The organism is Roseovarius litorisediminis (assembly GCF_900172295.1).
Classification (GTDB): Bacteria; Pseudomonadota; Alphaproteobacteria; order Rhodobacterales; family Rhodobacteraceae; genus Roseovarius; species Roseovarius litorisediminis.
This window is the reverse complement of record NZ_FWFL01000003.1, coordinates 364023-375695: the sequence shown is the minus strand read 5'-3', so window position 1 is coordinate 375695 and position 11673 is coordinate 364023. Positions and strand designations below refer to the sequence as shown.

The window sequence follows — 11673 nt, the reverse complement described above, 5'->3', positions numbered from 1 at the left end:
ATCCTCCCGTCAAACACAGAAAGTTTCCGCCTGTGCTACCGCAAGGGTTGCAATTTCCAAAACGAAATGCCGTGCAATGGCATGTCTCAAAGGGTCTGGTCCCCTACAAGCAGGCCGTCGCCGCCATGGAAGACCGGGTTGCGCGAATCGCCCGGGGTGACGCCCCCGAGGCGATCTGGCTGCTGGAACACCCCGCCCTTTATACTGCCGGCACCTCGGCCAAACCTGCCGATCTGACCGACCCGGACCGATTTCCTGTCCATATCAGCCAGCGCGGCGGGCAGTACACCTATCACGGCCCCGGTCAGCGCGTGGTTTATGTCATGCTGGACGTGGGCCGTCGCGGACGCGACGTGCGCCGTTTCGTGCAACAGCTCGAGGAATGGGTGATCGCCACCCTTGACGAGTTCAACGTGCAGGGCGAAATCCGCGAGGGCCGCGTCGGTGTCTGGGTTACCCGCGATGACAAGCCGCTGACTGCCAGTGGTGCAAAACAAGAGGACAAGATTGCAGCGATCGGCATCCGCCTGCGCAAATGGGTCAGCTTTCACGGCATTTCGATCAACGTCGAACCCGATCTTGACCATTTCACAGGCATTGTGCCCTGTGGGATAACTGACCACGGCGTCACCAGCCTTGTCGATCTGGGCCTGCCCGTAACCATGGACGATGTGGATGTGGCCCTGAAGCGCCGGTTCGGCGACATATTTGGCGAAACGCTTTAGCGCCCCACGCAGCAGCCCGAATATAGCTGCGACATCGGTCCGTCGCGCAGGACGACATCGACCGACCAGCCATATGTGCGGTCTGACATGCCGTCTGAACATTCCGCCCGGCGCAGCACGCCTGACACCGCCGGCCCTGAAAACCCATAGGCCGCCAGACCGACATTGCGCGAGGTCCCGCTCCATTCAAGCGATAAATGGTCCGGCATTTCTCCGGCGATTTCAAAATCCGCCTGCGTGCTATTATCCAGCTTCAGGGACCAGAACGGCTCGTTTCCGATGCAGGTCAAATTTAGTGGCAGGCCCGAGTCGCTTGCAGGGCGCGAAGCGGGCGCAAGATAGCGTGTGGCCACCCAACCGTTGCCTTCCTGCCAGATAATATGCGCCCAGCGCCCGTCAGCATTCAGCCCCAGAACCTCGATCTGTTCTCCGGACGCCAGATCACCCAGATCAGCGCTGCTTCCCGATGCTTCGGCGCGTACGTTAAGCGTATCTCCTGACGCGATATTGGCCACCTGCGCCATGGCCGGGAAGAACGAAAACCCCTCTGCCTGCACATCCCTGATCGCAGGCATAAGAAAACCGACCGACAGGGCAAATAGCTTTAGTACGCGGAACAACCGGCGCTCAGATACGTCGCAACCAATGGGAATGGACCCAGCCTGTAACATCCGGCTCACCTTCTACAATCTCAGAGACCAACCACCATGCACCGTCGCTTTCGATTTGCAAGACCTGCGTTCCGTCCGCCAGCAGCTTGATGACATCAAAGGTGGTTCCCGCGCCTTTGCGCATATTTAACCCGCTTGAACTTTCCACGCGGTATAGCTGCTCCACGTCTCCGTCATCCTCGGCGCGCCCAAATACAAGTGCCCGGAACTTATCCATGTGCCATGCCGGGCCCGGGTCCTGCTTGCGGCCCGGTGAAATATCGTCATGCCCAAGAATATGCTGGGGGCCCAGGCCGTATTTATCGGCAATCGCGCGCACCATATCGACACAGGTCATGAACTGGACCTCGTCAAAGATTTCCCACCCCAAAAGCGCGCCGCCATTTCGGTGACGGGCGACAATGACCCGTGCATCCTCAACCCGGGTGCCGACATGGGATTTCCAGTTACCGTTGCCACCTTTCAGCCAGCCCCAGTTGGCAATCTCGATTCCAACCGAATGGCTGTTCAACCCCACAAGACCATCCCATTTGCTACGCCCGGCATGCCAGCACTTTTCATCCAGCCGTGCCATCTGCGTGATTGCCCCGTCATGCCCAAGAACGAAATGCGCCGAGGCCTTGTGCGCAGGATTGCGGAAAACGTTGATTGCGCTGTTGCCAGACCCGCCCGCCGTATAATGAATGATAACGTATTTGGGTTTACCGCCCGACAATTTGCCGCTTTTGTTCGGGGTCTCCAGAAACGGAACGGCCGTACCACTGTCAAAAAGCAACCGATGACTGTTGTTCACACGCATGTAATATCCTCCCTGAAAAGCCTTGTCTAATAGGGCGAGACTATCACAAATTTGACCAGTTTTGTAGGGCCGCATGCCTGCAGACAGGTCAGCATCTTCGTCAAGAAACAAAGCCCGCAGGCCGAAAATGGCAGTATTCACCCTTCTGAGCGAACATCGGCACTGCCCCCAAACGCCCAACATTCACACCCCATCACAATCGCTTGCGAAATCCACTGCGCGGCTTGCAGGACGCCGCTCACAGCTATCATGTGGTGGCAGACACCCTGCCCCAACAAACGAGGTTACCGATGAAACTCTTTCTGACAGCTTCCGCCGCCTTACTGGCCCTGTCCCTGCCCGCGCTTGCATCGGGTGACGCTGATGCGGGCGAGAAGATTTTCAAAAAATGCAAATCCTGTCACACGATCGCATCGCCGGATGAAACCATCGTCAAAGGCGGTAGGACCGGCCCAAACCTTTTTGGCGCCATCGGGCGCGCGGCAGGTTCGGTTGAAGGGTTCAAATATTCCAAATCGATGATCTCTGCGGGCGAGGCAGGCCTTGTCTGGGACGAAGAGAAACTGGCCGAATACGTACAGGATCCGACGGCCTATCTGAAAAAAGAGCTCGACGATCCCAAAGCCCGCGCCAAGATGAGCTTCAAACTCAGGAAGGGTGGCGAAGATGTCGCGGCTTATCTGGGTACATTCTCGACCGAGTAGCGCAAACAGTTTTCGCCTGCGACACGCCCCTGCGAAACAGGCCTGGTAGGTCAAAAACCCTGGTTCTGATACGGGCGCAACAGCACACCGCCGCTGCGCCCGCCAGTTCAATCAGCTCACAAGCTTCGTTTGCGTAGGCGCGAGACAGCAAAAAGGCCGCTCAGCAACAAAAGCGAAGAGGCAGGCAGCGGCACCGCGCCCACACTGGCCGAATAGCTTGACGACCGGATTTCCTCGCCTCCGAAATATTCCCACATCAGGAATTGATCGCCGATCGTGGTCGCAGTCCGCGATCCGATGAATAAATCGGCATTGCTACCCTCCCAGTCGCCAAACATGCGAAACGACAGCCGGGTGGGATCAGCAAGAGTCAGATCTGTATCAGTCCACAAAGCGGCGGTTGACCCGTTCGGGCCGACAAGGCCCGTCAGAATGTCCGCTGTATCCCAGGTGGCCGACCCAAAGCTGTGACCGCCCGGAAGCGATACCAGATCATACCCGAACCAATCGTGCGTGACGCCGAATTCTCCGGTTGCAAAATGAACCACACTCGACGTCTCCACCTGCAGGGTAAAGGTAGTCGATCCTGCCGACGGGCTTGTTCCGAAAACCTTGTCGTCATTCTCTTCGGGAATACCCAGTGGTGAATCGGGTCCGGCCGAGGTTACATCATAGTCGCTGGCTTGCCATGATCCCGTGATCTCAAGATCAACAACAGCGGCGGGCGCGGCCAATGGGATGCCGATCAGCATCAAGGTCGTAATCAGATGTCTAATAACGCATTTTCCTTTCAATAATATTCTGGGAATCGATAGTCTTGAATTCCGGCCCAAACCCTGAGCCGTGGTCGATCCTACCAAAATTTCACGATTAAAAAAATTCTTGAAAACCTTACCTTTCGGGACGACTCGGCTGCTCATATCCCATCGATCAGAGCAATTTGGATTGCTCAAGGCCTGCCTGTCCCGAATGTTGGGTTCGTACCCCGGACACGCGGCCCAAGGGTGCGACAAAATTCTTTGATTTAAATCAAACTCTGACATTGCCCCTGACGCGCCGACATTCTAAAACCAGAATGGATCACGGGCGTGTGGCGGCAGTCGTCGTGCGCCCTGCAACATACCAGCAGGAGGCAAACAATGGCAGATGCAGCCATTCACGGCCACGAGCATCATGACGAACGCGGGTTCTTTACCCGCTGGTTCATGTCGACCAACCACAAGGATATCGGTATCCTTTATCTGGTGGTTTCGGCGCTTGTCGGCCTGATCTCGGTTCTTTTCACCGTCTACATGCGGCTGGAACTGATGGAACCGGGTGTTCAGTACATGTGTCTGGAAGGCGCGCGTTTCACCGCAGCTGCTGCCGGCGAATGTACCCCCAACGGGCATCTCTGGAACGTCATGATCACCTATCACGGTGTGCTTATGATGTTCTTCGTGGTGATTCCGGCTCTTTTTGGCGGCTTCGGCAACTTCTTCATGCCGCTGCAGATCGGCGCACCCGATATGGCCTTCCCGCGGATGAATAACTTGTCGTTCTGGATGTATGTCGCCGGGACATCGCTTGGGGTTGCCTCGCTTCTGGCACCGGGTGGCAATGGCCAGCTGGGCTCGGGCGTGGGCTGGGTGCTTTATCCGCCGCTATCGACGACCGAACAGGGCATTTCGATGGATCTGGCTATCTTTGCCGTGCACGTATCGGGCGCCAGTTCGATCCTTGGGGCGATCAACATGATCACCACCTTCCTGAACATGCGCGCCCCGGGCATGACACTGTTCAAGGTGCCGCTGTTCTCATGGTCGATCTTCGTCACGGCCTGGCTCATTCTGCTGTCGCTGCCGGTTCTGGCGGGCGCCATCACCATGCTGCTGACCGACCGGAACTTCGGCACGACGTTCTTTGATCCTGCCGGTGGCGGTGATCCGATCCTTTATCAGCATATCCTGTGGTTCTTTGGTCACCCCGAGGTGTATATCATTATCCTTCCGGGATTTGGCATCATCTCTCATGTGATTGGCACCTTCAGCCGCAAACCGATCTTCGGTTACCTTCCGATGGTCTGGGCTCTGATCGCCATCGGCGGCCTTGGCTTTGTTGTGTGGGCGCACCACATGTACACGGTTGGCATGTCGCTGACTCAGCAAAGTTACTTCATGCTGGCGACGATGGTCATCGCGGTGCCGACGGGTGTGAAGGTGTTCAGCTGGATCGCCACAATGTGGGGCGGCTCGATCGAATTCAAGACACCCATGCTCTGGGCTTTTGGCTTCCTGTTCCTGTTCACCGTGGGCGGTGTGACCGGCATCGTTCTGTCACAGGCAGGTATCGACCGGGCCTATCACGACACCTATTACGTCGTGGCACACTTCCACTATGTGATGTCGCTTGGCGCCGTCTTTGCCATCTTCGCAGGGATCTACTTCTACTTCCCCAAGATGACAGGCAAGATGTATCCTGAATGGGCTGGCAAACTGCACTTCTGGGCGATGTTCATCGGGGCGAACCTTACATTCTTCCCGCAACATTTCCTGGGCCGTCAGGGCATGCCGCGCCGTTACATCGACTACCCCGAGGCCTTTGCGCCCTGGAACTGGTGGTCGTCGATGGGCGCATTCCTGTCCTTCGCATCCTTCGTCTTCTTCTTCGGTATCGTGATCTACTCGCTGCTGCGCGGCGCAAAAGTGACCGAGAACAACCCCTGGAACGAATACGCCGATACACTGGAATGGACCGTGTCCTCACCCCCACCCGAACACACGTTCGAAATTCTTCCCAAGCAGGAAGAATGGGATAAAGGCCACGCGCACTAAAGCGTTTTGCATTTAGTCTGGTTCAAGGATTGATGCAAAACTCCAAACCTCTGAGACACACAAAAGCCCCCGGTCCTGCGCCGGGGGCTTTTATATTTGCCTGGCCCTGATCTGAACGAACCCTTAACTGTCGCCCGCTCCGGGGCCGGTTTGACGGAACCAGATAACGGGCCCGCCCAATCCAATCCCCCAAAGCCCGCCGAAACCGTCAGATTCGTTGGCAACGATCTGGCGCGGCATGCGTATCACCGGCTTTGAAGCCGCATAACTCTGGCGCCAAACCCTGTCGGTCCGCGTGCAATTCGCCATTTTCCCACCATAGGAGGGCGCCGGATCTACCCGCCGCATGAAAAGGAAATTGCTAAGGATATGGTCCTGCCCCAGGTAAACAGCGCTGGAGCCCAGCACCTGACGTTCTGCAAATTTGGTGAGAACGGATTGCTGGCGGCTGATTGCCCAGACACCGCAAACAGCCGTCAATCCGCCAATCTCGCGCAGGTCGACAGCGACAGAAATCCCCCCTCCGGATGTATAGGTTCCTCCGGACACGACCGGATAAGAACTCAGACGCGCCACAGAATCGGTTCGGGGAATGGCGCAGGATGCAAGCGCCAGCGCAAAACCTCCAAGAACAACGGTTCGAAGTCTCATGATACCTCACCTTTTATAACCGGTAACGCTGCCTGTAATTTCATCAATCTAGCACATCCGTGGTAAGCCGCAAAAAAGCTTGACCCCACCATCGCCCCGGCTCTGCCTTCGCAACAACTTGCCGCCCCCGCCACCCTGACTGTCGCATTCACCCTTCCCCGGGCCCTGCCCTGCATGTTATGCCCCGCAGGCATGACACCCGGAGCGCATTGAAAATGAGCAACGAAATCCGCCTCGCCTTCGAGCATCCCGCCGAACGCGCCGATGCCACCGCCCCCGATGGCCCGTTGGATCGCATCTCGTTGCGGGATCATATCGTCGAGGTCGAAATCGGCGCGTTCCAGGCCGAGCGTGGCACCACCCAGCGTATCTGTTTCAACGTTGTCGTTGAGGTCCGCCCGATCACCAACCCGCTGGATGACGACGTGGACCGCATCCTCAGCTACGACAAGGTGACCGAGGCGATCGCCGCCGAACTGGCCGAGGAACGTCTGAACCTGTTGGAAACCCTGGCCGAACGCATCGCCGAGCGCATCCTTTGGGAACCCCAGGCAGTGCGGACTTTCGTGCGCGTCGAAAAACTTGATCGTGGCCCGGGCGCCCTGGGTGTTGAAATCGTCCGCTCGGTCGATGACCTCAAAACCAAACCGGTCAGCCCCCATGCCGACACCACGCCGCACCCGCATGTGGTGTTCCTGACCAACGCCGCGATCCGATCCGCCAACCTGCCGCAATGGCTGGATCAGCTTGAAGCGCGGGCCGAACCGGTGATCCTGTGTGTCGGCCAGTCCGCAACCGACAGTCCCAAGACCGGCCACCGCATGACCCAACGCCGGGTTGATCTGCTGGCCATCGAACAAAACGCCTGGGTACTGGCAGGCCGCGATAACCGCTGCGTTGTCGTTTCCACCCGGACCGAGCTGGACTGGGCGATGAAGAACGGCCAGATCAGCGTCTGGGCCCCCTCCAAGATCGTTCTCGACGCGGTCGACGGCCCCACCGTCGGCCCCAACGACCCGGTCGCATTGGCCGCCTGGTTCTCGGGCCATATCGAGGCCTCTGACCTGCTGCTGATCGGCGAACGCCCACCCACACGGTCATCCGTGCCGGTGCTGGTGCAGGATATCGCACAGTCGGGCCTCTGAACTCCGATGACGACTTACTATCGCCCCGTTGCCCGAACCGACCACGCCCGCCCCTCGGGCGCTTACACGCTTGCCGGGGGCTGGACATGGTTCGACACGGTCGAGGAATTACACCGTGACGCCGCCTCGCGCCTGATTGCCGCCTCTGACGCGCCAAGGGATGTGCTAGAGCGCCTCACCGCCCCGCGCGCATCCATAGCCGGACTGGACCTGTCCAAACCCTGCCTGATGGGCATTCTCAATGTCACACCCGACAGTTTCTCGGACGGGGGCGAACATTTTGAACCCGCGCAGGCCCTTGCCCATACCCATGCCATGATCGCCCAGGGCGCGCAGATCGTCGATGTGGGGGGCGAATCCACCCGCCCCGGTGCCAGTGAGGTGTCCATCGACGAAGAAATCAAACGCACCGCCCCGGTGATCAAAGCGATCCGTGCGCAAGCCGAGGTGCCGATTTCCATCGACACCCGCAAAGCCGCCGTTGCCCGTGCCGCCCATGCGGCGGGCGCCGGCCTGATCAACGATGTCGCGGGCTTTACCTTTGATCCCGCTTTGGCCCCCTTTGCCGCCGAAGCGGGCCTGCCGGTCTGTGTCATGCACGCGCAAGGTACGCCCGAGATCATGCAGCGTGATCCGCGCTACGACAACGTCGCGCTGGATATCTATGACTACCTGTCGGACCGGATTGAGACCCTTGTCGCCACCGGCATCCCGCGCGGTCAGATCATCACCGATCCCGGCATTGGTTTTGGCAAAACGCTGGAACACAACCTGACGCTTTTGCAAAATCTCTCACTTTTTCACGCGCTCGGCTGCCCCGTCCTTTTGGGCGCCTCGCGCAAGCGTTTCATCGGGACAATCGGCGGCACCGCCGAGGCCCGCAATCGCGCGCCCGGATCCATCGCCGTGGCACTCGCCGGGGTGGCGCAGGGGGTGCAGCTTTTGCGCGTGCATGATGTCGGCGACACCGCCGAGGCCCTGCGCCTGTGGCAGGCCGCAACCCTGGGTCAGACGGGCTGAAACGTACTTTTCTTACAATGCGTAGGTTTCATGCCCCGCCAAACAGCCGCTTCAGCGCGCCGTACTGGCTCAGCCCCACGCCACACAGGATCAGCCCCAAGGCTAGCAACAAACTGGGCGGCAAAGCCTCTGACAGGATCAGCGCGCCCAGTATCACCGACCAGACCGGCACCTGATAATTCACCAGAGACATGAACACTGGCCCCGCCGTACGGATCACCATGACCCTCAGCAGACTGGCCCCCGCCGTTGGCACAACGCCCAGAAAAATCAATACATACAATGTCTTGCTGTCCACTTGCGGTGGAGGCCCCTCGGCCGCCCAGGCCGCTGCAATCACGATCACCGCACCGATGATCAGCGTCACTGCGTTCAGGCCGATGCTGTCCACAGTCGGCAGATTGCGCATCTGAACCGAACTGAGAGCATAACAACCCGCCGCCGTCAGACAGGCCGCCCGGCCAAAAAACTCCATGGACTCCCCTGTAGATTCAAAGGCTTGCCCGCCAATCAGGATCACCACCCCGACAAATCCAATGACAAAACCCGCCACCTTGCGCAGGGTCAGCCGCTCTCCCGGCACCATGAAATGCGCCAGCGGCAGCACAATCAACGCCACCGCCGCCATCGACACGCCCGCAAAACCAGAGGTGACAAATTGCTGCCCCCAGCTTAGCAGCATGAACGGCACCGCAGACGACAATGCGCCGATCCAGATCAGCCGAAGAATATCCGCCTTTCCAAGAGGTTGCTCAAACAACTTAAAACCCCTCAGCCCCCAGAACGCCACCATCAGAGCGGATGCAAACCCGATCCGGGCGGCGGCGAGCCAGAAGGGTGTGATCCCCTCCAGTGCGACCTCAATCACCAGGAACGTCGCCCCCCAGACCAGCCCCAGGGTCAGCACCATTATCCAGCTTTTTCCTGTAATCTCAGGCATTTGACCACTCCGCTGACCTTTTAACGAAAAGACCCCGACCATCGGCCGGGGTCAATCCAATTCACATCGCTACAGATGGAATGATCAGTTCTTCTCCTGATCCACAAGTTTACCGGCCGAAATCCACGGCATCATCGCGCGCAGTTTGCGACCAACCTCTTCGATCTGATGCTCGTCATTCAGGCGACGGGTGCCCTTGAAGAACGGCTGCCCAACGGCATTTTCCTGCATGAAATCACGTACAAAGGCACCTTTCTGAATGTCGGTCAGGATGCCTTTCATCGCCGCTTTGGTCTGCTCATAGGGCAGAACGCGCGGGCCGGAAACGTATTCGCCATATTCAGCCGTGTTCGAGATCGAATAGTTCATGTTGGCGATACCGCCTTCATAAATCAGGTCCACGATCAGCTTCACTTCGTGCAGGCATTCGAAATAGGCCATTTCCGGCGCATAACCCGCCTCAACCAGCGTCTCAAAGCCCATGCGGATCAACTCGACCAGACCGCCACACAGAACCGCCTGCTCGCCGAACAGATCGGTTTCGCATTCTTCACGGAAGTTGGTCTCGATGACGCCCGAGCGACCACCACCGATGGCCGAGCAATAGGAAAGCCCGATTTCAAGGGCCTTGCCGGATGCGTCCGTATCAACCGCCACAAGGCAGGGCACGCCGCCGCCTTTGACATATTCGCCGCGCACGGTGTGGCCGGGGCCCTTGGGGGCCATCATGATCACATCGATACCTTCTTTGGGTTCAATCAGGCCGAAATGCACGTTCAGACCGTGGGCAAAAGCGATTGCCGCGCCGGGTTTGATGTTGTCATGCACGTATTTCTTGTAGGTTTCCGCCTGCAATTCGTCGGGCATGGTGAACATGATAAGATCACACCACGCCGCCGCTTCGGCAATACCCATAACCTTCAGGCCTTCGGCTTCGGCTTTCTTGGCACTGCCTGACCCTTCGCGCAGAGCAACTACCAGATTCTTGGCACCGCTGTCGCGCAGGTTCAGCGCATGGGCGTGACCCTGGCTGCCATAGCCCAGAATGGCGACTTTCTTGTCTTTGATCAGGTTGATATCGCAGTCACGGTCATAATAAACGCGCATGGTTTTCTCCTTATGGTTGGTTTCGCGCCAATCTACGCTTAACAACGCGAGAGACGGCGCAAATTTGCTTTATTAATCAGTATTTTTGCTGTAATCATTCGTAAAACCTTATTATTGGTAAAATTTCATGCTTAATGATACCGATAGACGTATCCTGCGCCACTATCAGCACGACGCCACGCTTGGCCCGGCGGACCTGGCCGATCTGGCGGGGGTTACCCCTGCCACCTGCGCCCGCCGGTTGGAACGCATGCAGGCTGCGGGCGTCATCCGTGCCAACCGTGCCGTCATCGACTGGCACGCCTTGGGCTACGAGGTTGAGGTATCGCTGCGCGTGACCTTGGACAAAACCCAGTCCCGCGCTTTTGATGAATTTGTCGCCGCCGCGCGCGAAGTGCCTGAAGTGATTGAAATTCAATCCTTTCTGGGTCGTGTTGATATTCGCCTGTCAGTCATCGCGCGGGACATGGCGCATTACCAGCAGGTCTATCGCAGCGCCATCCTGACCCTGCCCCATATCGCCGATATCGAGGCACTGATGCATGTCGCGCGGATCAAATCAGACGAGGTTCTGCCCCTATGATCGAGCTGGACACAACCGACCGGCTGATCCTGCGCGCCCTGACCCAGGATGCCACCCAAAGCGCCAGTTCGCTGGGCCGGAAGCTGAACCTGTCGCAACCGGCCACCTGGCGGCGCATCCGCAGGCTTTATGACAGCGGCGCAATCAAAGGCCAACACCTTGATCTTGATCACGAAAAGCTGGGCTTTGGTGTTACCGTGTTTCTGGGTGTCAAGCTGGCCACCAAGGGCCGCGTCAGCCTTGACGATTTCGAGCGCGCGGTGTCAGCCATCCCCGAGGTGCAGACCGTGGAACATATCCTTGGACTTTATGATTACCGTCTGCGCGTTGTAGCCCGCGACATATCCGATTTCGAACGCGTCCTGCGCCGCCGTATAATGATGTTGCCCGGGGTCGGCGATGTCGAGGCCAACGTCCTGTTGAGTGAAGAGCGCCGCCCCGGCCCCATTGGCTAGTTTATCTGGCGAAAACCGGCTGGCTTTTGGCGTCTTTGGGCTGTTGCACACCCTGCGCGA

At 58.3% G+C, this 11673-nt stretch carries 13 protein-coding genes; 7 read left to right on the top strand and 6 right to left on the bottom strand.

Annotated features, from left to right (window positions below; genetic code table 11):
- The first annotated feature begins 71 nt into the window (after positions 1–71).
- Complete coding sequence (gene lipB / locus PEL8287_RS07955) at positions 72–725, top strand: lipoyl(octanoyl) transferase LipB (protein ID WP_085891969.1); 654 nt, start codon at positions 72–74, stop codon at positions 723–725.
- Here the strand turns inward: lipB and PEL8287_RS07950 are convergent.
- Both PEL8287_RS07950 and PEL8287_RS07945 read right to left on the bottom strand, forming a co-directional pair.
- Positions 722–1345, bottom strand: a complete 624-nt coding sequence (locus PEL8287_RS07950) for an SH3 domain-containing protein (RefSeq protein ID WP_176228589.1) — start codon at positions 1343–1345, stop codon at positions 722–724. The two genes, lipB and PEL8287_RS07950, sit on opposite strands and share 4 nt — an antisense overlap.
- Positions 1346–1352: 7 nt before the next feature.
- Entirely contained in the window at positions 1353–2195 is an 843-nt protein-coding gene (locus PEL8287_RS07945; protein WP_176228588.1) for an N-acetylmuramoyl-L-alanine amidase, read from the bottom strand.
- Positions 2196–2485: 290 nt separating this feature from the next.
- On the opposite strand from PEL8287_RS07945, the gene PEL8287_RS07940 reads away from it, so the two are divergent.
- A complete protein-coding gene (locus PEL8287_RS07940) occupies positions 2486–2899 on the top strand; it encodes a c-type cytochrome (RefSeq protein ID WP_085891828.1) in 414 nt (137 codons plus the stop codon).
- 116 nt (positions 2900–3015) lie between these two features.
- On the opposite strand, the gene PEL8287_RS07935 is transcribed toward PEL8287_RS07940, so the two are convergent.
- The gene (locus PEL8287_RS07935) at positions 3016–3651 is read right to left on the bottom strand and encodes a hypothetical protein (protein WP_085891827.1); all 636 of its coding nucleotides are present in this window, start codon (positions 3649–3651) and stop codon (positions 3016–3018) included.
- A 387-nt stretch (positions 3652–4038) separates the two neighbouring features.
- On the opposite strand from PEL8287_RS07935, the gene ctaD reads away from it, so the two are divergent.
- A complete protein-coding gene (gene ctaD, locus PEL8287_RS07930; RefSeq protein ID WP_085891826.1) occupies positions 4039–5712 on the top strand; it encodes a cytochrome c oxidase subunit I in 1674 nt (557 codons plus the stop codon).
- A gap of 123 nt (positions 5713–5835) precedes the next feature.
- Here ctaD and PEL8287_RS07925 read toward each other — a convergent pair whose 3' ends face one another.
- Positions 5836–6363: a hypothetical protein gene (locus PEL8287_RS07925; protein WP_085891825.1), complete on the bottom strand. Its 528-nt coding sequence runs from the start codon at positions 6361–6363 to the stop codon at positions 5836–5838.
- 215 nt (positions 6364–6578) lie between these two features.
- On the opposite strand from PEL8287_RS07925, the gene PEL8287_RS07920 reads away from it, so the two are divergent.
- On the top strand, positions 6579–7508 hold the full coding sequence (locus tag PEL8287_RS07920; protein WP_085891824.1) for a dihydroneopterin aldolase: 930 nt from the start codon (positions 6579–6581) through the stop codon (positions 7506–7508).
- Positions 7509–7514: 6 nt separating this feature from the next.
- Positions 7515–8528 carry a dihydropteroate synthase gene (folP, locus tag PEL8287_RS07915; RefSeq protein ID WP_085891823.1) on the top strand — a complete coding sequence of 338 codons (1014 nt, stop codon included), beginning with the start codon at positions 7515–7517 and terminating at the stop codon, positions 8526–8528.
- A 28-nt stretch (positions 8529–8556) separates the two neighbouring features.
- Here the strand turns inward: folP and PEL8287_RS07910 are convergent, their stop codons facing one another.
- Both PEL8287_RS07910 and ilvC read right to left on the bottom strand, forming a co-directional pair.
- Positions 8557–9468 (bottom strand): DMT family transporter, encoded by a 912-nt coding sequence (locus PEL8287_RS07910; RefSeq protein WP_085891822.1) that lies wholly within the window; start codon positions 9466–9468, stop codon positions 8557–8559.
- A gap of 84 nt (positions 9469–9552) precedes the next feature.
- Positions 9553–10575: a ketol-acid reductoisomerase gene (ilvC, locus tag PEL8287_RS07905; RefSeq protein ID WP_085891821.1), complete on the bottom strand. Its 1023-nt coding sequence runs from the start codon at positions 10573–10575 to the stop codon at positions 9553–9555.
- A gap of 127 nt (positions 10576–10702) precedes the next feature.
- Here ilvC and PEL8287_RS07900 point away from each other — a divergent pair, with 127 nt between their 5' ends.
- Both PEL8287_RS07900 and PEL8287_RS07895 read left to right on the top strand, forming a co-directional pair.
- Positions 10703–11158 (top strand): Lrp/AsnC family transcriptional regulator, encoded by a 456-nt coding sequence (locus tag PEL8287_RS07900; protein ID WP_085891820.1) that lies wholly within the window; start codon positions 10703–10705, stop codon positions 11156–11158.
- Complete coding sequence (locus PEL8287_RS07895) at positions 11155–11613, top strand: Lrp/AsnC family transcriptional regulator (RefSeq protein ID WP_085891819.1); 459 nt, start codon at positions 11155–11157, stop codon at positions 11611–11613. Before PEL8287_RS07900 ends, PEL8287_RS07895 begins: the two co-directional genes overlap by 4 nt.
- Positions 11614–11673: the final 60 nt, after the last annotated feature.

Bases quoted from the DNA above. Each gene is read 5' to 3' on its own strand.
- PEL8287_RS07945 (WP_176228588.1), bottom strand. From the start codon at position 2,195: ATGCGTGTGAACAACAGTCATCGGTTGCTTTTTGACAGTGGTACGGCC.
- PEL8287_RS07940 (WP_085891828.1), top strand. From the start codon at position 2,486: ATGAAACTCTTTCTGACAGCTTCCGCCGCCTTACTGGCCCTGTCCCTG.
- PEL8287_RS07935 (WP_085891827.1), bottom strand. From the start codon at position 3,651: ATGCTGATCGGCATCCCATTGGCCGCGCCCGCCGCTGTTGTTGATCTT.
- ctaD (WP_085891826.1), top strand. From the start codon at position 4,039: ATGGCAGATGCAGCCATTCACGGCCACGAGCATCATGACGAACGCGGG.
- PEL8287_RS07925 (WP_085891825.1), bottom strand. From the start codon at position 6,363: ATGAGACTTCGAACCGTTGTTCTTGGAGGTTTTGCGCTGGCGCTTGCA.
- PEL8287_RS07920 (WP_085891824.1), top strand. From the start codon at position 6,579: ATGAGCAACGAAATCCGCCTCGCCTTCGAGCATCCCGCCGAACGCGCC.
- folP (WP_085891823.1), top strand. From the start codon at position 7,515: ATGACGACTTACTATCGCCCCGTTGCCCGAACCGACCACGCCCGCCCC.
- PEL8287_RS07910 (WP_085891822.1), bottom strand. From the start codon at position 9,468: ATGCCTGAGATTACAGGAAAAAGCTGGATAATGGTGCTGACCCTGGGG.
- ilvC (WP_085891821.1), bottom strand. From the start codon at position 10,575: ATGCGCGTTTATTATGACCGTGACTGCGATATCAACCTGATCAAAGAC.
- PEL8287_RS07900 (WP_085891820.1), top strand. From the start codon at position 10,703: ATGCTTAATGATACCGATAGACGTATCCTGCGCCACTATCAGCACGAC.
- PEL8287_RS07895 (WP_085891819.1), top strand. From the start codon at position 11,155: ATGATCGAGCTGGACACAACCGACCGGCTGATCCTGCGCGCCCTGACC.